Annotated in this window: 15 protein-coding genes; 7 read left to right on the top strand and 8 right to left on the bottom strand. The window is 73.3% G+C overall.

The features are described 5' to 3' along the window. Positions 1 to 63: 63 nt before the first annotated feature. The gene (locus tag ABD223_RS20515; protein ID WP_344037933.1) at positions 64 to 372 is read right to left on the bottom strand and encodes an AzlD domain-containing protein; all 309 of its coding nucleotides are present in this window, start codon (positions 370 to 372) and stop codon (positions 64 to 66) included. After that, complete coding sequence (locus tag ABD223_RS20510; protein ID WP_344037932.1) at positions 369 to 1,055, bottom strand: AzlC family ABC transporter permease; 687 nt, start codon at positions 1,053 to 1,055, stop codon at positions 369 to 371. The genes ABD223_RS20515 and ABD223_RS20510 overlap by 4 nt, the downstream gene beginning before the upstream one ends. Positions 1,056 to 1,111: 56 nt before the next feature. Between ABD223_RS20510 and ABD223_RS20505 the strand changes: the two genes are divergently transcribed. Further along, the gene (locus tag ABD223_RS20505) at positions 1,112 to 1,669 is read left to right on the top strand and encodes a helix-turn-helix domain-containing protein (RefSeq protein ID WP_344037931.1); all 558 of its coding nucleotides are present in this window, start codon (positions 1,112 to 1,114) and stop codon (positions 1,667 to 1,669) included. 256 nt (positions 1,670 to 1,925) lie between these two features. Here ABD223_RS20505 and pdxS read toward each other — a convergent pair whose 3' ends face one another. Next, positions 1,926 to 2,834 carry a pyridoxal 5'-phosphate synthase lyase subunit PdxS gene (pdxS, locus tag ABD223_RS20500; RefSeq protein ID WP_380645767.1) on the bottom strand — a complete coding sequence of 303 codons (909 nt, stop codon included), beginning with the start codon at positions 2,832 to 2,834 and terminating at the stop codon, positions 1,926 to 1,928. A 257-nt stretch (positions 2,835 to 3,091) separates the two neighbouring features. On the opposite strand from pdxS, the gene ABD223_RS20495 reads away from it, so the two are divergent. After that, positions 3,092 to 5,152 (top strand): elongation factor G-like protein EF-G2, encoded by a 2,061-nt coding sequence (locus tag ABD223_RS20495; protein WP_344037928.1) that lies wholly within the window; start codon positions 3,092 to 3,094, stop codon positions 5,150 to 5,152. A gap of 61 nt (positions 5,153 to 5,213) precedes the next feature. On the opposite strand, the gene ABD223_RS20490 is transcribed toward ABD223_RS20495, so the two are convergent. Both ABD223_RS20490 and ABD223_RS20485 read right to left on the bottom strand, forming a co-directional pair. Continuing rightward, positions 5,214 to 6,713: a CoA-acylating methylmalonate-semialdehyde dehydrogenase gene (locus tag ABD223_RS20490; RefSeq protein ID WP_344037926.1), complete on the bottom strand. Its 1,500-nt coding sequence runs from the start codon at positions 6,711 to 6,713 to the stop codon at positions 5,214 to 5,216. After that, on the bottom strand, positions 6,710 to 7,984 hold the full coding sequence (locus ABD223_RS20485; protein ID WP_344037925.1) for an aspartate aminotransferase family protein: 1,275 nt from the start codon (positions 7,982 to 7,984) through the stop codon (positions 6,710 to 6,712). Before ABD223_RS20485 ends, ABD223_RS20490 begins: the two co-directional genes overlap by 4 nt. A 104-nt stretch (positions 7,985 to 8,088) precedes the next feature. On the opposite strand from ABD223_RS20485, the gene ABD223_RS20480 reads away from it, so the two are divergent. Further along, a complete protein-coding gene (locus ABD223_RS20480) occupies positions 8,089 to 9,738 on the top strand; it encodes a PucR family transcriptional regulator (RefSeq protein ID WP_344037924.1) in 1,650 nt (549 codons plus the stop codon). 241 nt (positions 9,739 to 9,979) lie between these two features. Here ABD223_RS20480 and ABD223_RS20475 read toward each other — a convergent pair whose 3' ends face one another. Next, on the bottom strand, positions 9,980 to 10,402 hold the full coding sequence (locus tag ABD223_RS20475) for a hypothetical protein (protein ID WP_344037923.1): 423 nt from the start codon (positions 10,400 to 10,402) through the stop codon (positions 9,980 to 9,982). A gap of 256 nt (positions 10,403 to 10,658) precedes the next feature. Between ABD223_RS20475 and ABD223_RS20470 the strand changes: the two genes are divergently transcribed. Further along, entirely contained in the window at positions 10,659 to 11,681 is a 1,023-nt protein-coding gene (locus ABD223_RS20470; protein WP_344037922.1) for a hypothetical protein, read from the top strand. Here ABD223_RS20470 and ABD223_RS20465 read toward each other — a convergent pair. Together ABD223_RS20465 and ABD223_RS20460 are read right to left on the bottom strand one after the other, a co-directional pair. Then, entirely contained in the window at positions 11,678 to 13,108 is a 1,431-nt protein-coding gene (locus ABD223_RS20465) for a S1 family peptidase (RefSeq protein ID WP_344037921.1), read from the bottom strand. The two genes, ABD223_RS20470 and ABD223_RS20465, sit on opposite strands and share 4 nt — an antisense overlap. Positions 13,109 to 13,228: 120 nt before the next feature. Beyond that, positions 13,229 to 14,203 (bottom strand): LysR family transcriptional regulator, encoded by a 975-nt coding sequence (locus ABD223_RS20460; RefSeq protein WP_344037920.1) that lies wholly within the window; start codon positions 14,201 to 14,203, stop codon positions 13,229 to 13,231. A 335-nt stretch (positions 14,204 to 14,538) separates the two neighbouring features. On the opposite strand from ABD223_RS20460, the gene ABD223_RS20455 reads away from it, so the two are divergent. The 3 genes from ABD223_RS20455 to hydA are packed head-to-tail and all read left to right on the top strand — an operon-like array spanning position 14,539 to position 18,262. Beyond that, a complete protein-coding gene (locus tag ABD223_RS20455) occupies positions 14,539 to 16,041 on the top strand; it encodes an NCS1 family nucleobase:cation symporter-1 (RefSeq protein ID WP_344037919.1) in 1,503 nt (500 codons plus the stop codon). Further along, positions 16,038 to 16,880 carry a nitrilase-related carbon-nitrogen hydrolase gene (locus ABD223_RS20450; RefSeq protein WP_344037918.1) on the top strand — a complete coding sequence of 281 codons (843 nt, stop codon included), beginning with the start codon at positions 16,038 to 16,040 and terminating at the stop codon, positions 16,878 to 16,880. The genes ABD223_RS20455 and ABD223_RS20450 overlap by 4 nt, the downstream gene beginning before the upstream one ends. Then, positions 16,877 to 18,262: a dihydropyrimidinase gene (gene hydA, locus ABD223_RS20445; protein WP_344037917.1), complete on the top strand. Its 1,386-nt coding sequence runs from the start codon at positions 16,877 to 16,879 to the stop codon at positions 18,260 to 18,262. Before ABD223_RS20450 ends, hydA begins: the two co-directional genes overlap by 4 nt. Positions 18,263 to 18,266 lie beyond the last annotated feature (4 nt).

Genomic DNA, 18,266 nt, shown 5'->3' with positions numbered 1-18,266 from the left:
GGCGACGCCGGACCGGGCCGTGGTGGACCGCGGGGCGAGGAGCGGCGCCACCCGACCGCCCGGCTAGTCGACCCCGGCCAGCCGCAGCAGCGCCGTGGTCGCGGCGGCCAGCACGACGACCACCACGAACGGCGCCCGGCGCCACGCGGCGACCGCGCCCACCAGCACGCCGGCGGGCAGGGCGAAGCCCGCGAACCCCTGGCCCTTGGTGAGCGTGGAGGTCGCGACCAGGGCGAACAGCATCACGGTCGCCGCGGTCGACATGAGGTCCCGGACCCGGTCGGACAGCCGGAGGCGGTCGCGCAGCAGCGGCCCGGCGACGCGGAAGGCGTAGGTGCCCGCGGCCAGCACCAGGATGGCGGTCAGGTTCACGCCCGCGCCTCCCGCCCGCGGCGCAGGGTGGCCAGCAGGCCCACCAGGGCGAGCAGCACCGGCACGCCCGCGGGCAGCACCGGGGTGGTGGCCAGCGCGACGGCCGCGCCGAGCAGCGCCGCGTCGCGCGTCATGCGGTCCTTGAGGGCGGGCAGCAGCAGCGCGACCAGGGCCGCGGGGAAGGCCGCGTCGAGCCCGAACGCCTCCGGGTCGCCGATGGCCTGCCCGACGAGCGCGCCCACCAGCACGGCCGAGTTCCAGGCGCCGAAGAGCGTGATGCCGCAGGCCCAGAACGCGGCGCGGGCCTTCTCGGGGTCGTCCCGGTTCGCCAGGGCGAACGCGGTCGACTCGTCGATCAGCAGGTGGCTGCCGACGAGCTTGTGCAGGAGGCGGTCACCGAACACGTGCCCGATCGCGAGCCCGAACGGCAGGTGGCGGGCGTTGAGCACGAGGCCCGCCAGCACGGCCGCCACGGGCCCGCCGCCCGCCGCGACCACGCCGACGGCCATGAACTGGGAGCCGCCCGCGAACACCAGCAGCGACATCGCCACCGGGATCCACCACGGCAGGCCGGCGGCGGTGGAGATCGCGCCGAAGGAAGCGCCGCTCACCGCGGCGCCGGCCGCCACCGCGGAGACGTCGCGCAGCAGCGCGGGGTCGAGGGTTCGCCATGTCGAACGCACGGTCTTCTACGATGAACACCAGGAGGGTGTTCGTCAAGCCGAACGATAGGACCGTCATGTCGAACACAGGCGCGCCGCTGGAGGTCATCGCCGCTTCCCTGCGCCGCGAGCGCGAACGCGTGGGCCTGTCCCTCAGCGAACTCGCCAAGCGGGCCGGCATCGCGAAGTCGACGCTGTCCCAGCTGGAGTCCGCGAGCGGCAACCCGAGCGTGGAGACGCTGTGGGCGCTGGGCGTCGCCCTGGGCGTCCCGTTCTCCCGCCTGGTGGAGCCGCCGGCCCCGAGGGTCCGGGTGATCCGCGCGGGCGAGGGGCCGGCCATCTACTCGGAGAAGGCGCACTACACCGCCACCCTGCTGGCCTCCTGCCCGCCGGGCGCGCGGCGGGACATCTACGTGCTGAACCTGGAACCGGGCGCGGCGCGCGAGTCCGAGCCGCACATGGCGGGGACCGTGGAGCACGTGATCGTCGGCAGCGGGCGGGTGCTGGCCGGGTTGCGCGACGAGCCGGTGGAGCTGGGGCCGGGCGACTACCTCATGTACCCGGGCGACCTGCCGCACACGGCCCAGGCGCTGGAGCCGGGCACCAGCGTGGTGCTGGTCTCGGAGCACGTGTAGGACCGGCGGTCCCGGACCGGGTTCAGCACACCGGTTCGAGCGGTTCAGCCGGGCGGGGCCGCGACCGGTGGATCTTGCACGCACACCGCAACGGCCCCGCCCGCGCTCGGCGGCACGAGCGAGCAAGGCCCCCGACCCGGCCCCGGTCCACCGACCGGCCCCCGTCGAGCGCTTCCCCTTCCGCCCGTTCGCCGGCGCGCCGGCGAACACGGCGGTGGCCCGCCGGAACCCCCCGACGGGCCACCACCGAAAACCCTTACCAGCCCCGCTCGGCCAACCGGTGCGGCTGCGGGATGTCGTCCACGTTGATCCCCACCATCGCCTCGCCCAGCCCGCGCGACACCTTCGCGATCACGTCCGGGTCGTCGTGGAAGGTCGTCGCCTTCACGATCGCCTCGGCCCGCTGCGCCGGGTTGCCGGACTTGAAGATCCCCGACCCGACGAACACGCCCTCCGCGCCCAGCTGCATCATCATCGCCGCGTCGGCCGGGGTCGCGATGCCGCCCGCCGTGAACAGCACGACCGGCAGCTTGCCCGCCTCGGCGACCTCGCGGACCAGCTCGTACGGCGCCTGCAACTCCTTCGCCGCGACGTACAGCTCGTCGGCCGGGAGGTTCTGCAACCGCCGGATCTCCGCGCGGATCTTGCGCATGTGCGTGGTCGCGTTGGACACGTCGCCCGTGCCGGCCTCGCCCTTGGACCGGATCATCGCCGCGCCCTCGGTGATCCGCCGCAGCGCCTCGCCCAGGTTCGTCGCGCCGCACACGAAGGGCACGGTGAACTGCCACTTGTCGATGTGGTTGGCGTAGTCGGCCGGGGTGAGCACCTCGGACTCGTCGACGTAGTCCACGCCGAGCGACTGGAGCACCTGGGCCTCGACGAAGTGGCCGATGCGGGCCTTGGCCATCACCGGGATCGAGACCGCGCCGATGATGCCCTCGACCATGTCGGGGTCGCTCATCCGGGACACGCCGCCCTGCGCGCGGATGTCGGCGGGCACCCGCTCCAGCGCCATGACGGCCACGGCGCCCGCGTCCTCGGCGATCTTGGCCTGCTCCGGGGTGACCACGTCCATGATCACGCCGCCCTTGAGCATCTCCGCCATGCCCCGCTTGACGCGGGAAGTGCCGGTGACCTGCGTGCCGGCGTCGGGTGAAGTGGTCACGGCCAACCTTTCGGGTTACGAGTGCCTACGACTGGATGTCACCCATCGTAAGGCGGACGTGGACCGCCGAAGCAGTCCAATCCGACCCGTTCTCGGCAGGCCACTTCCTCTTCCCGCGCAGGTGGTGGCGTGCGCCACGTCCCGGCAAGGCGAATCGACCGGATTCCTCCTGCCGGGTTGGGTGTGACCGCTCGGGGTTGTCCCGCGCGCCCCCTGGGTGTGAGATCGAACACTAAACACTTGTGGAGGGTGGTCCCATGGGTTCGAAGCACTCCGACAACGGCCACTCGGCAGGCGCGGTCGCTGTGGACGACCCGGCCAAGGTCCGCAACGTCGCGCTGGTCGGTCCGTCCGGCTCCGGCAAGACGACGCTCACCGAGGCCCTGCTCGCCAGCACCGGCGTCCTGACCAGGGCGGGTTCGGTCACCGAGGGCAACACGATCTGCGACCACGACCCGGCGGCCGTCCGCCAGCAGCGGTCGGTCGGCCTCGCGGTGGCCCCGGTGCGGCACGGCAACATCAAGATCAACCTCATCGACACCCCCGGCTACGCCGATTTCGTCGGCGAGCTGCGCGCGGGCCTGCGCGCGGCCGACGCGGCGCTGTTCGTGGTCAGCGCCGCGGAGGGCGTGGACGCCTCCACGGTCGCCCTGTGGGAGGAGTGCGCGGCCGTCGGGATGCCGCGCGCCGTGGTGATCGCCCGGTGCGACCACCAGCGGGCGGACGTGCTGTCCGAGATCGCCGCCTGCCGGGCCGCGTTCGGCGCGGGCGTGGTGCCGCTCTACCTGCCGGGCGGCGACGGCGGCCTGGTCAACCTGCTCATCACCGACGACCCCGCGTACGAGGAGCAGCGCAACGCGCTCATCGAGGGCGTCATCGCCGAGAGCGAGGACGAGACCCTGATGGACCGCTACCTCTCCGGCGAGGAGGTCGACCAGGCCACGCTGGTCGCGGACCTGGAGACGGCCGTGGCGCGCGGCTCGTTCCACCCGGTCCTGCCGGTGTGCTCGATGACCGGCTCCGGCCTGCCCGAGCTGCTCGACGGCATCGTCCGCGCCTTCCCCTCGCCCCTGGAGCACCCGCTGCCCGCCGTCACCGGCGTGGACGGCATCCCGCACCCCCGCATCGAGGCCGACCCCGACGGCCCGCTGGTCGCCGAGGTGGTGCGCACCGCCGTCGACTCGTACGTGGGCCGGGTGTCGCTGGTGCGCGTGTTCTCCGGCACGCTGCGCCCCGAGCGCCCGGTGCACGTGTCCGGCCACGGCATGGCCGACCGGGGCCACGAGGACCACGACGCCGACGAGCGCGTGGCGCACGTCTACTCGCCGCTGGGCTCGAACCTGCGCGAGGTGCCGTACTGCGTGGCGGGCGACCTGTGCGCGCTGACCAAGCTCGGTTCCGCCGAGACCGGCGACACGGTGTCCGCGCCGGAGAAGCCGCTGCTGGTGGCGCCGTGGGAGATGCCGGAACCGCTGCTGCCGGTCGCGATCGCGCCGCGCAGCCGCAGCGACGAGGACAACCTGGCGCGCAACCTCGGCAAGCTCGTCGCGGGCGACCCGACGCTGCGGCTGGAGCGCAACGCCGAGACCCACCAGCTGGTGCTGTGGTGCATGGGCGAGGCCCACGCGGACGTGGTGCTGGCGCGGTTGCGCGCGGGTGGCGCGGAGGTCGACACCGAGCCGGTGAAGGTGGCGCTGCGCGAGACGTTCGCCGCGGCGACCAAGGGCCACGGGCGGCACGTGAAGCAGTCCGGCGGGCACGGCCAGTACGCGGTGTGCGACATCGAGGTGGAACCGCTGCCGCGCGGCGCGGGCTTCGAGTTCGTGGACCGGATCGTGGGCGGCGCGGTGCCCAACCAGTTCATCCCGAGCGTGGAGAAGGGCGTGCGGGCGCAGTTGGCGCGGGGCCTCCAGGGCGGGCACCCGGTCGTCGACGTGCGGGTGACGCTCGTCGACGGCAAGGCGCACTCGGTCGACTCCTCGGACGCCGCGTTCCAGACCGCGGGCTCGCTGGCCCTCAAGGACGCCGCGGGCAACGGGAGGACCTGCCTGCTCGAACCGGTGGACGAGGTGACCGTGCGGCTGCCCGACGAGCACCTGGGCGCCGTGCTGGGCGACCTGTCCGGCCGCCGGGGCCGGGTGCTGGGCACGGAGGCCGTCGCGGGCGGCTACGCGGTCGTCCGCGCGGAGGTGCCGGCCACGGAGCTGCTGCGCTACGCCGTCGAGCTGCGCTCGCTCACCTCGGGCGCCGGCGCCTACACGCGCCGGTTCTGCCGGTACGACCCGCTGCCGCAGAACCTGGCCGCGCAGGTCAGGTGAGCGGCAGGTCGGCTGGGCGCGACCGCGCGGGCGGGCCGCACCGCCCGCCCGCGCGACCGCCTCACGTGTTGCGCGGGAAGCCGAGGTTCACGCCGCCGTGCGACGGGTCGAGCCAGCGGCCGGTCACCACCTTCGTGCGGGTGAAGAAGTGCACCCCGTCCGGGCCGTAGGCGTGCGAGTCGCCGAACAGCGAGTCCTTCCACCCGCCGAACGAGTAGTAGGCCACCGGCACCGGGATGGGCACGTTCACGCCCACCATGCCGACCTCGACCTCGTGCTGGAACCGCCGCGCCGCGCCGCCGTCGTTGGTGAAGACCGCGGTGCCGTTGCCGTAGGGGTTGGCGTTGACCACGTCCAGCGCCTCATCGTAGGACGTCACCCGCAGCACCGACAGCACCGGCCCGAAGATCTCGTCCCGGTAGATCGACATGTCCGGCCGCACGTGGTCGAACAGGGTCGGCCCGAGCCAGAACCCGTCCGCCTCGCCGTCGACCGGGTGCGACCGGCCGTCCACGGCCAGCGCCGCGCCCTCCGCCAACCCGGCGTCCACGTAGGACAGCACGCGGTCGCGGTGCGCGGCCGTCACCAGCGGCCCCATGTCGCAGCCCGGCCGGCGGCCGTCGCCGACGCGCAGCGCCCGGATGCGCTCCGCGACCTTCGCGACCAGCTCGTCGCCCACGGGGTCGACGGCGACGACGACCGAGATCGCCATGCACCGCTCGCCCGCCGAGCCGAACCCGGCCGACACCGCCGCGTCCGCCGCCAGGTCCAGGTCCGCGTCGGGCAGCACCACCATGTGGTTCTTGGCCCCGCCCAGCGCCTGCACGCGCTTGCCGTGCCGCGTGCCGGTCTCGTACACGTGCCGCGCCACGGGCGTGGACCCGACGAAGGAGATCGCCTTCACGTCCGGGTGCTCCAGCAGCCGGTCCACGGCCGGCTTGTCGCCGTGCACCACGTTCAGCACGCCGTCGGGCAGGCCGGCCTCGGCGAACAGCGCGGCGATGAGGTTGGCCGCCGACGGGTCCTTCTCCGACGGCTTCAGCACCACCGCGTTGCCGCACGCGATCGCGTTGGGCACGAACCACAGCGGCACCATGGCCGGGAAGTTGAACGGCGAGACCACCCCGACCACGCCCAGCGGCTGGCGCAGCGAGTACACGTCCACGCCGGTGGAGGCGTTCTCGCTGAACCCGCCCTTGAGCAGGTGGGGGATGCCGCACGCGAACTCCACGGACTCCAGCGCGCGCTGCACCTCGCCGGCCGCGTCGGACAGCACCTTGCCGTGCTCGGCGGTGACGATCGCGGCCAGCTCGTCCTTGCGCGCGTTGAGCAGCTCGCGGAAGGCGAACAGCACGGTCGTCCGCTGCGCCAGCGACGCGTCTCGCCACCTCGGGAACGCCTCGCGGGCCGCCGCCACGGCCTCGTCCACGGTGGCGGCGTCGGCGAGGTCGACGCGCGCGGTCACCCGCCCGGTCGCCGGGTCGTGCACGTCGCCGGACCGCGCGCTGTCGCGGTCCCACGGCTTGCCGCCGATCCAGTGGGAGATCCTCCCGGTGCTCACAGCACGGCCTCCAGGGTGTCCAGCGCCTCTTCGACCTCGTCCTCGGTCACCGTCATCGGGGGCGCGAGCCGGATGACGTTGCCGTGCAGACCGCCCTTGCCGACCAGCAGGCCGCGTTCCCGCGCGCCCTCCAGCACCGCGACGGCCTTCGCGGCGTCCGGCTCGTCCCCCGGGCCGACCAGCTCGACGCCGACCATCAGGCCCTTGCCGCGCACGTCGCCCACCGCCGGCCGGTCCTCGGCGATGCGCCGCAGCCCGTCGATCAGCCGGTCGCCGAGCTTCGCCGCGTTGGCCTGGAGGTCGTGGTCGAGCAGGTAGTCCAGGGTGGCCAGCGCGCCGGTGGTGGCGAGCGGGTTGCCGCCGAAGGTGGACAGCGAGTGCGCGGTCAGGCAGTCCATGACCTCGCCGCGCGCGACCACGCCGCCGATCGCGAGGCCGTTGCCCAGGCCCTTGGCGAACGTCATCGCGTCCGGGGTGACGCCGTGCGCGCCGATGCCCCAGAAGTGCTCGCCGGTGCGGCCCCAGCCGGTCTGCACCTCGTCGGAGATCAGCAGGATGCCGTGCTCGTCCAGCACCTCCTTGAACGCGCCGAACAGGCCGTCCGGCGGCGAGGAGAACCCGCCGACGCCCTGGATGGGCTCCACGACCATGCACGCCACGTCGCCGGCGGTGGCGGTCGCGATGACCTCGCGCAGGTCGGCCACGCACGCCTTGACGTAGTCGGCGTCGGAGAGGTCCTTGAACGGGCTGCGGTACCGGTAGCCGCCCTGCACCCAGGCCACCTTGACGGGGCTGAGCGAGGACGCCGACCAGGCCCGGTTGCCGGTGATGGCGACGGTGGCGAACGCGCGGCCGTGGTAGGAGTTGCGCAGCGCGAGGACCTGGTCGCTGCGGCGGTGGCGGGTGGCGAGCATGAGCGCGGTCTCGTTGGCCTCGGTGCCGGAGTTGGTGAAGAACACCTTGGCGTCCGGGATGCCGGACAGCGCGGCGATCCGCTCGGCCAGCTCGACCTGCGAGCGGATCAGGTAGAGCGTGGAGCTGTGCACCACGCCGGTGGCCAGCTGGGACCGGATCGCGTCGGAGACCTCGGCGATGTCGTAGCCGATCGCGTTGGTCAGGATGCCGGCGAAGAAGTCGAGGTAGGTGCGGCCCTCGCCGTCGGTGACGCGGCGACCGGACGCGCTCGCGATCTCGATCGGCCGGTCGTAGTAGAGGGCCATCCAGTCGGGCATCACCGCGCGGTGCCGGGCGAGCAGCTCCTCGTGTCCCATCGCGTCCTCCGGTCGTAGTCCTGCCCTGGAGTCTGCTGCGCGCCCGCGAGGCCCGCCATGGACAACCTGCGCCGCTTTCGGCCCTCCCCCATTACGTTGTGTCCATGTACCCGACGGTCGCCGAAGCGCTCGCCCTGCCCGTGGTCCGCCGCGGCGGACCGGCGGTGGTCGCGGGCGCGGCCGGGCTGGGGCGGCGGGTGCGCTGGGTGCACGCGGCGGAGGTGGCCGACATCGCGGACCTGCTGCGCGGCGGCGAGCTGGTGCTGACCACCGGCATCGCGCTGCCCGAGGACGCCGAGGGGCTGGCCGGGTACGTGGCCGACCTGGCGTCGGTGGGCGCGGCCGGGCTGGTCGTCGAGTTGGTGCGGCGGTGGCGCGACGACGTGCCGGGCGCGCTGGTGGCCGCCGCCGAGCGGCACGGGCTGCCGCTGGTCACGCTGTCCCGGGAGACCCGGTTCGTGTCGGTGACCGAGGCCGTGGTGGCGCTGATCGTGGACGCCCAGCTGGCCGAGCTGCGGGCGGCCGAGCAGGTGCACGAGGCGTTCACCGCGCTGACCGTGGCCGGGGCGGAGCCCGCCGAGGTGCTGCGGGAGGTGGCGCGGACCTCCGGGCTGCCGGTGGTGCTGGAGACGCTGGGGCACGACGTGCTGGCCTACGACGCGGCCGGGCAGGACCCGTCCGCGCTGCTCGCGGACTGGGCGGAGCGGTCGCGCGCGGTCGCGCCCGCCGAGCGGACCTCGTACCACGAGGGGTCCGGCTGGCTGGTGACCGTGGTCGGCGCGCGGGGCGCGGACTGGGGCCGGCTGGTGCTGGTCACGCCCGAGGCGCCGCCGCACCGGCACGTCGTGGTGGCCGAGCGGGCGGCGTCGGCGCTGGCGGTGCACCGGCTGGTGGCGCGCGACCGCGAGTCGCTGGAGCGGCAGACCCACCGGACCCTGCTGACCCAGCTGCTCGGGCAGCCGCCGCACGACCTGCCGACGCGGGCCGCCGCGCTGGGCGTGCCGCTGGAGCGGCGGCAGCTGGTCGGCGTGGCGATCCGGCCGGGCACGGCGACCCCGCCCGCGCAGGCGCTGGCCACCCAGGAGGCGCTGCGGGACCTGGCCGAGGCGACGGCGCTGGCGGCCCGGCGGGCGACGGTGCCCGCGCTGGTCGGGGTGGTGGACGACACCAGCGTGCGGGCGCTGCTCTCACTGCCGCCGCAGGCCGGGCTGGACGGCGTGCTGCGGCGGCTGGCGCGGGAGGTGCACCGGACGGCGGCGGCGACGCAGCACGCGCGGCCGGTGGTGGTGGCGGTGGGGACGACGGTGTCGGTGGTGGCGGACGTGCGCCGCTCGCTGGGCGAGGCGGCGCACGTCGCCGGGGCGGCGCTGCGGTCGCCCGGTGGCCGGCTGTACCACCGCTTGGACGACGTGCGCCTGCGCGGGCTGCTGCACCTGCTGCGGGAGGACGAGCGGGTGCGCGCCTTCGCGGACCGGGAGCTGGGTCCGCTGCTCGCGCGGGACGACCACCAGGGCAGCCGGCTGGTGGAGCTGCTGCGGTGCTTCTGCGAGCAGGGCGGCAACAAATCGGCCGCCGCCGCTGCCGCGCACCTCTCCCGCACCGCGTACTACCAGCAGCTGAACCGGATCGAACAGGTCCTGGGGGTGTCCCTGGAGGACCCGGAGTCGGTGCTGTCGCTCCACGTGGCCCTGCTGGTGCAGGAGATGGGCGAACGGGACCCCCAGCTACCCCGCCCGCCCGCGTCGGCCGGCTAGGCGGGCCGGCGGAGTCGGCCGGCTCGGCTGACCGGCTTGGTTGACCGGCTTGGTTGGCTCGGTCGGCCGGTTCGGCTGACCAGTTCGGCCGGCTTGATTGGCCGGTTCGGCTGGCTAGCTCGACCGGCCGACTCGGCCGGTTCGGCCCGCCAGTTCCGCCAGTTCGGCTGGCCGGCTCGACCGGCCGGCTCGACCGGCCGGCTCGACCGGCGCTAGGGCAGCTGCGGCATCTCGACCGGCGCTAGGGCAGCTGCGGCATCTCGATCGGCAGCCGGGGCAGGCTGGGCAGCTCGACGCCCGGCGCCGACTCGGCCGGGGTCAGCGCGCGTGCGGCGGGCGGCAGCAGCATGCCGGTGAGGTCGGCGGGCTCGCCCACCTGCGGCACGGTCGGCAGCCCCACCCCGGCGGGCGCGGCCACGTGGGGCGCCTTGACCTCCGGCACCGCGGCCGGCGCGGGCGCCGGCAGCCGCACCGGCCGACCGGCGAGCAGTTCGGTGGCGGGCTCGACGACCTGCGGGCTCGCCTCGGGCGAGTGGCCGACCGTGCCGTTGAGCACGTCGGTGGGCGCTTCGGCGGCGTTCGCGGAGGAGGTGAGGAGCGGCGAGGTGCCGACGGCGAGCAGGGCAGCGGCACGCAGGAGTCCGCGCGTGCGGTTTCCAGACACTGGGTTCCTAACCTGGTCGGGGACCTTTCGACCTGACCTCTTCTGCATCGGTCGTCGGCAAACCCGGCTGGAGCTGCACGATCAGGTGATTGACGCTCCGTGTTGGCGTCACCTGATGGGGTCAGAATGGCGTTGTGGACGATTTGCGCAACGAGGTGGGCCGGGTGCACGGGTCCGTGGTGCAGGCGGGCACCATCCACGGCGGGGTCCACCTCCACCCGCCCCCACGGGACCGATCCACCAGTTGCCGCCCGCCGTGCCCCGCTTCGTGGGCCGCGCCGAGGCGCTCGCCGCGCTGGACGGCGCGTCGCTGGTCGAGCAGCGCAGACCCGTCCGGTACGGCTTCCACGACCTGCTGAGGGAGTACGCGGTCGAGCGCGCCGACACCGAGGAGACCCCGGGGGCGACCCGCGCGGCGGTCCACCGCCTGCTCGACCACTACTTGCACACCGGCGTCGAGGGCGAACTCCTCCTTTGCCCGCTGCGCGACCGGGTCGCGGTCGAACCACCGCGACCGGGCGTGACGCGAACCGGGTTCGCGGACCGGGCCGGGGCCTGGGAGTGGTTCACCGCCGAGCGGGCCAACCTCCTGGCGGCGCTCGACCTGGCGGTCCGCCAGGGGTTCGACCACCACGCGGTGCGGCTGCCCTGGGCGATGTCCTCGTTCCTGGGGCACACCGGGAGCCGGCACGACTGGGAACGCAGCCGGCTCATCGGGCTGGAGGCCGCGCGTCGGCTCGGCGACGGGGCGGCCGAGGTCCTGGCCCTGAGGGTCCTCGGTCTGGTGCACGCGCTCGGCGGTCGTTACCGGCAGGCGCTGGACGTGTCGGTCGAAGCGCTCGGTGACCGCTCGGGCGTGGCCGACGCGGAGGACGCCTCGGGACGGGCTCACCAGGTCGCGGGCGAGTTGCACGTGGCCGTCGAGTGCTACCAGCGCGCGCTGGCGCCGCACTCCGAGGCGGGCGACGTGTGGCCCCGGACCACTGTGCTGCGCAGGTTGGGCGACGCCTACGCCGCGGCGGGCGACCAGGAGGCGGCGCACGAGGCGTGGCGGGCGGCCTCGGTGATCCTCACCAGGATCGGCCACCCCGAAGCCGACCGACCGGGACCGACCACCCCGGAGCCGACCACCCCGGAGCCGACCGCCGCGCGTGAAAACGCCCCGCGGCCGTCCAGTCCGCCGACCGGGACGACCGCGGGGCCACCCGCCCCCTCAGGCGGTTCGCGGGCCGTCGCGGGGTGGGGAGGAGCACCCCGCGACGGCCTCCCCCGGGACTAGGGGTTCGTGACCCCCAGGGTGTAGCTGCCGGACCCGCTGTAGGCGTGCACGCGGTACCGGTAGTAGCCGGCGGTGCCGTTGTAGGTCACCGTTTCGCTCGCGGCCGGGCTGTCGCCCTTCGCCACGTCGGCCCAGGTGCTGCCGTTCCACTTCTGGAGGTACAGGTCGAAGTCCGCGCCGCTCGGCCCGGCCAGGCAGCCGACGTGCGCGCCGGACGCCGTGGACTGGTAGTGGCTGCCGTTCGGCTGGATCGCCTGGCCGCCCGCGGCCAGCGAGCCGTTGTAGGTGGCCTCGGAGCTCTGGCACCCGGTCGGCGGGTTCGGGTTGCCGCCGCCCCCGGTGATCAGGGACAGCCCGTACGCCTGGAGGATCTCGTTGACCGGCTGGAAGTACGTGGTGCCGCCGGTGCGGCAGTTGCCCGAACCGCCCGAGGTCACGCCCTGGGCCTGGGCGCCGGCCAGCAGCGAGCCGCCCGAGTCGCCGGGCTCGGCGCACACCGTCGTCTGGATCAGGCCGGTCACGGTGCCCTGCGGGTAGCTCACCGACGAGTTGCGGGCCTGGATGGTGCCGCAGTGCCAGCCGGTGGTGGAACCCGACCGGCACACGGTGGAGCCGACCGGGGCGTCCTGCGAGCCCGCCACGGACACGGTGCCGCCGGAGTAGTCGTTCACCAGGCCGCGCGGGGTGTTGCCGGCCGCGACCTGCACCCACGCGTAGTCGTTGCCGGGGAAGCTGGAGCCGCGGAAGGTGCCGCTCGGGTTGGACGTCGACGCGCCGGTCGAGCCGCAGTGCCCGGCGGTGACGAACCCGCCGTTGACCGAGAAGCCGACCGAGCAGCGCGAGCCGCTGCCGATGTTGTAGGCGTTGCCGCCGACCACGTCGACCAGCGGGCGCGGGGCCTCGTCGGTGCCGACGTACCGGACCGCCGCCGCGCCGACGCCCGAGGAGGCGACGAACGCCCGCGCGGCGGTGAGCCGGGCGGGGTGCGACTTGACCACGACGGTGTTCGTGGGCAGGTCCACGTACCAGCCGGGCACGGACTTCGGGGCCTTGGCCGCGTTGGCGTCCAACGCGGACTTGACCGCGTCCAGGTCGCGTTCGCTGCGCTGCACGAGCCGGGTGCGCACGCCCTGCGCCACGTCGGCGGACTGCCCGGTGACGCCGACGGTCAGCGTGCCGGACGAGTCGATCCACGCGCCGCCGAACCGGGTGTCCAGCCGCTTGCGCAGGGTGCGGGCGGTGTCGCCGGAGCGCTGGTCGGCGGCGAGCCGGTCGCGCGCCCGGTCCGCGTCCAGGCCCAGGTCGCGCTGGATGGCGGAGAGGATCTGGCTGTTCTGGTCGGCGGGCGCGGCTTGCGCGGTGGTGGTCAGGGCACCGGCCGCGACCAGCGCCGCGACGAGCGCGAGTGGCCTCGGGGCAGGGGACATGGGGTCTCCTCGAAGGAGTGCGGGGATTCCCCGTGAAAGGTAATTACGTCGGACCCCGAGGGGTAATACCGATCAGGTCATAAGGCCGCGTGATGCCCTGTGCTCAGACGTGCCCCGCGCTCAGACCGCGACGTGGTGGGCACCGGCGCCGTGCTCGGGGTGGTCGGCGAGCCAGGCCGCGTAGCGCGGGTTGCGCTCGGCGGTCTCCCGGTACGCCTCGGCGGCGTAGCGCAGCACCTGCGGCCCGAGCGCGGCGGCCGGGCTCTCCGGGTCCCAGCCGATGAGGTGCCGCCACCGCAGCGGCACGCCGGCGAGCGGCATGGTGACCACGCCGGGCGTCCGGCGGAACGTCGGCTGGCACAGGACGATCGCGTCGCCCGCCGCGGCGAGGTCGATGCAGCCGGCCATGTCGACCTCGTACATGGGGCGCGGCGTGAACCCGGCGCGGCTGCACGCGGCGACGAAGCAGTTGCCGAAGCACCCGTCGCCCGGCACCGCCGCCCACTGCATGTCCTTGAGCGCGGCCAGCTCCACCTCGTCCAGCAGCGTGAACGGGTGGTCCTCGGGCACCAGCACGAACACCGGGTCGACCGCGATCACGCTCCAGGCCAGCCCGTGCCCGTCCGGCGGCGACGCGTCTCCGCACACGCCCACCAGCACGTAGTCGAGCCGGCCGGTGGCGACCATGGCCGCCAGCTCGTCGCCGGACCACGACACCTGGGTCGACACGTGCGCGCCGGGGTGCGACTCGGTGAGGCGGTGCACCAGGCCGCCGAGCATCGGCCCGTTCACCGCGCCGACCCGGTAGCGGTCGCCGGGGAGGCCGTCGTCCACCAGGCGCAGCGCGTCCTCCTGGAGCCGGGAGAACGCGGGCAGCAGCACCCGGGCCCGCTCCAGCACCAGTTCGCCGAGCGCGGTCGGCCGGGCGCCCCGGTGGTCGCGGTCGAACAGCTTGCCGCCGAGCAGTCCCTCGATCCGGTGGAGCTGCGCCGTCAGGGCGGGTTGGGCGAGGCCCAGGACCGAGGCGGCCTTGGAGAGGCTGCCCGCGTCCGCGATGGCGCAGACCACGCGCAGGTGACGCAGTTCGAGCTTCATCCGCCCGACGTTAAGTCACCGGTCGCGGTGCGGTCGACAGCCGTTTTCTTCTCACCCGAACGGTGGACCGACTGTCGTAGTTCTACGGACCGCCACCGCCACGCCGAGTAGCCACATGATCACTCCGCACCAGAGGCGTCGGCGTCCACCCCGTGGAGAGCACGAGGTCCGCCCGAACGGGGAAGGGCAATGGGCAACCTGTGCGCTGATCATGCCAAGCGTGGACACTCTGACACTGCCCAACCCGCGCGGACCAAACGCAGGATGCCGGGATGGGAATCGCGCCGAACCGCCCGCACGCGGGATGTTCCACGAGCGTAACAGGGACGTGACCGATGGCCCCGCACCCCACGACCCAGGTCACAACCGCTCCCGACGGCCGCGTCGAGCTGCGTGACCACTCCGCCATCGCGGACAGCCCGCACTACAACCCCGAGCTGGCCCCGGTGCCCCTGGAGCGCCGCACCTGGTCGACCTACAACTTCTTCGCGCTGTGGATGGGCATGGCGCACAACATCCCCAGCTACACCCTCGCCGCGTCCCTGGTGGCGCTCGGCATGGACTGGCTCCAGGCCTTCCTGACCATCACCCTCGGCAACTTGATCGTCCTGGTCCCGATGCTGCTCAACAGCCACGCGGGCACCAAGTACGGCATCCCGTTCCCCGTCTTCGCCCGCGCGTTCTACGGCGTGCGCGGCGCGAACCTGGTCGCCCTGCTGCGCGCGTTCATCGCCTGCGCGTGGTTCGGCATCCAGACCTGGGTCGGCGGCAAGGCGCTCCACGTGATCGTCGGCCGGCTGGCCGGGGACGGCTGGGTGAACGCGCCCGAGGTCCTCGGCCAGACCTCCACCCTCTGGCTGTGCTTCCTGGCCTTCTGGGTCGTGCAGATGCTGATCATCTGGCGCGGCATGGAGGCGATCCGCCGCTTCGAGAACTGGACCGCGCCGCTGGTCAGCGTCGGCTTCCTGGTCCTGCTCGCGTACGTGGCGGTCAAGGCGGGCGGTTTCGGGCCGATCCTGTCCGAACCGTCCAGGCTGGGCTGGGGCGCGGACTTCTGGAAGGTCTTCTTCCCCGCCCTGATGGGCATGATCGCGTTCTGGTCCACCCTCTCCCTGAACATGCCGGACTTCACCCGGTTCGGCGGCAGCCAGCGCAAGCAGGCGATCGGCCAGCTCCTCGGCCTGCCCACGACCATGTCGTTCATCGCGATCGTGGCCATCCTGACGACCTCGGGCGCGACCGCCCTGTACGGCGAGGCGATCTGGGACCCGGCCGAGCTGGCGAGCCGGTTCGACTCGACGGCCGTCGTGCTGGTCGCCCTGGTCGCCCTCGTGCTGGCGACGATCTCGGCGAACCTCGCGGCGAACGTCGTGAGCCCGTCCTACGACTTCTCCAACGCCTTCCCGAAGAAGATCTCGTTCGCGGTCGGCGGCCTGATCACCGGCGTGATCGGCATCGTCATCCAGCCGTGGCGGCTGATCTCCGACCCGACCATCTACATCTTCGCCTGGCTGGGCTTCTACGGCGGCCTGCTGGCGTCGGTGGCCGGCGTCTTCATCGCCGGGTACTGGCTGCTGGGCAGGACCCACCTGGAGCTGCCCGACCTGTACCTGTCGGGACGCGGCGCGTACTGGTTCTCGGCGGGCTGGAACTGGCGGGCCGTGGCGGCGACGGTCGTCGGGTCCGTGCTGGCGGTGGGCGGCGCGTACGGCGGGCCGTTCCCGGCGGACGGCCTGATCCCGTTCCTCAAACCGCTCTACGACTACAACTGGGTCGTCGGCCTGGCGGGCGGCATGGCCGTCCACCTCCTGCTGGCGCCGCGGAGGGAGAACGCGTGAGCAACGTCGTCCGGGCAGGGCTGGTCCAGCAGAGGTGGACCGGCGACAAGGAGTCGATGATCGCGAACGCGGTCGAGGCGATCCGCACCGCCGCGTCGCGGGGCGCGCAGGTGGTGTGCCTCCAGGAGTTGTTCTACGGCCCGTACTTCTGCCAGGTGCAGGACGCCGACTACTACTCCTACACCGAGGGCATCCCCGACGGGCCGACCACCGAGCTGATGTGCCGGGTGGCCGAGCAGCACGGCGTGGTGCTCGTGGTGCCGATGTACGAGGAGGAGCAGCCGGGGGTGTACTACAACACCGCCGCGGTGATCGACGCGGACGGCACCTACCTCGGCAAGCACCGCAAGAACCACATCCCGCAGGTCAAGGGGTTCTGGGAGAAGTTCTACTTCCGGCCCGGCAACCTCGGCTACCCGGTGTTCGACACCGCGGTGGGCAAGGTCGGCGTCTACATCTGCTACGAGCGGCACTTCCCGGAGGGCTGGCGGATGCTGGGGCTGAACGGCGCGCGGATCGTGTTCAACCCGTCCGCGACGAGCCGCGGCCTGTCGGAGTACCTGTGGCGGCTGGAGCAGACGTCGGCGGCGGTGGCCAACGAGTACTTCGTGGGCACCATCAACCGCGTCGGCGTGGAACCGCTGGGCGACAACGACTTCTACGGCCAGTCGTACTTCGCGGACCCGCGCGGGCAGCTGGTCGGCGAGGCGGCCTCCGACACCGAGGAGGAGGTGGTGGTGCGCGACCTGGACATGGACCTGCTGGCGGAGGTCCGGGACCTGTGGGCGTTCTACCGGGACCGCCGCCCCGACACCTACGAGGGGCTGGTGCGCCCGTGACGATCCTGATCAAGGGCGGGACGGTGGTCAACGCGACCGGCGCGGTGCCGGCCGACGTGCTGGTGGACGGCGAGCGGATCGCCGCCCTGCTCGCGCCCGGGTTCCCGCTCCGGGCCGACGAGACGATCGACGCCACCGGCAAGTACGTCATCCCCGGCGGCGTCGACGCGCACACGCACATGGAGATGCCGTTCGGCGGCACGTTCTCCGCCGACACCTTCGCCACCGGCACGACCGCCGCCGCGTGGGGCGGCACCACCACCATCATCGACTTCGCGGTGCAGGCCAAGGGCACCTCGCTGCTGTCCACACTGGACAAGTGGCACCAGAAGGCCGAGGGTGGGTGCGCGATCGACTACGGCTTCCACATGATCGTCTCCGACGTCGACGACGCCTCGTTGAAGGAGATGGAGTCCTGCGTGGACGCGGGCGTGAACACCTTCAAGATGTTCATGGCCTACCCCGGCGTCTTCTACGCCACCGACGGCGAGATCCTGCGCGCGATGCAGAAGGCCCGGGACATCGGCGCGACGGTCATGATGCACGCGGAGAACGGCATCGCGATCGACCAGCTCGTGGCGCAAGCGCTTGCGGAGGGCCGCACCGCGCCCGTCGAGCACGGCCTGACCCGCCCGCCCGAGCTGGAGGGCGAGGCCACCTCGCGCGCCATCGCGCTGGCCAAGGTCACCGGCTCGCCGCTCTACATCGTGCACCTGTCCGCCGCGCAGGCCCTGGACGCGGTGACCGAGGCGCGCGACACGGGCCAGAACGTGTTCGCCGAGACGTGCCCGCAGTACCTGTACCTGTCGCTGGAGGACCTGGCCAAACCCGGCTTCGAGGGCTCGAAGTACGTGGCCTCTCCCCCGCTGCGGCCCAAGGAGCACCAGTCCGAACTGTGGCGCGGCCTGCGCACCAACGACCTGTCCGTGGTGTCGACCGACCACTGCCCGTTCTGCTTCAAGGACCAGAAGGAGCTGGGGCGCGGCGACTTCTCCAAGATCCCCAACGGCATCCCGGGCGTGGAGCACCGGATCGACCTGCTGCACCAGGGCGTGGTGAAGGGCGAGATCAGCCTGGAGCGGTGGGTGGAGATCAGCTCCACCACGCCCGCCCGCATGTTCGGCCTGCACCCGCGCAAGGGCGTGGTCGCGCCCGGCGCGGACGCCGACCTCGTGGTCTACGACCCGACCGCGCGGCAGGTCCTCTCGGCGGCCACGCACCACATGAACGTCGACTACTCCGCCTACGAGGGCATGGAGATCACCGGGAAGGTCGACACCGTGCTCTCGCGCGGCCGGGTCGTCGTGGACGGCTCCGGCTTCCGGGGCTCGACCGGCCACGGGCGGTTCCTGTCCCGCGAGCTGAACCAGTACCTGGTGTAGGGGG

The sequence above is a fragment of the Saccharothrix xinjiangensis genome, assembly GCF_039527585.1.
Classification (GTDB): domain Bacteria; phylum Actinomycetota; class Actinomycetes; order Mycobacteriales; family Pseudonocardiaceae; genus Actinosynnema; species Actinosynnema xinjiangensis.
Note: the sequence above shows the minus strand (reverse complement) of the source record. Positions and strands in the feature narration are given on the sequence as shown.

What these genes read in the sequence shown, in the direction of transcription:
- ABD223_RS20505 (WP_344037931.1), top strand. Translation starts at nt 1,112, where the DNA reads ATGTCGAACACAGGCGCGCCGCTGGAGGTCATCGCCGCTTCCCTGCGC.
- ABD223_RS20495 (WP_344037928.1), top strand. Translation starts at nt 3,092, where the DNA reads ATGGGTTCGAAGCACTCCGACAACGGCCACTCGGCAGGCGCGGTCGCT.
- ABD223_RS20485 (WP_344037925.1), bottom strand. Translation starts at nt 7,984, where the DNA reads ATGGGACACGAGGAGCTGCTCGCCCGGCACCGCGCGGTGATGCCCGAC.
- ABD223_RS20480 (WP_344037924.1), top strand. Translation starts at nt 8,089, where the DNA reads ATGTACCCGACGGTCGCCGAAGCGCTCGCCCTGCCCGTGGTCCGCCGC.
- ABD223_RS20465 (WP_344037921.1), bottom strand. Translation starts at nt 13,108, where the DNA reads ATGTCCCCTGCCCCGAGGCCACTCGCGCTCGTCGCGGCGCTGGTCGCG.
- ABD223_RS20460 (WP_344037920.1), bottom strand. Translation starts at nt 14,203, where the DNA reads ATGAAGCTCGAACTGCGTCACCTGCGCGTGGTCTGCGCCATCGCGGAC.
- ABD223_RS20455 (WP_344037919.1), top strand. Translation starts at nt 14,539, where the DNA reads ATGGCCCCGCACCCCACGACCCAGGTCACAACCGCTCCCGACGGCCGC.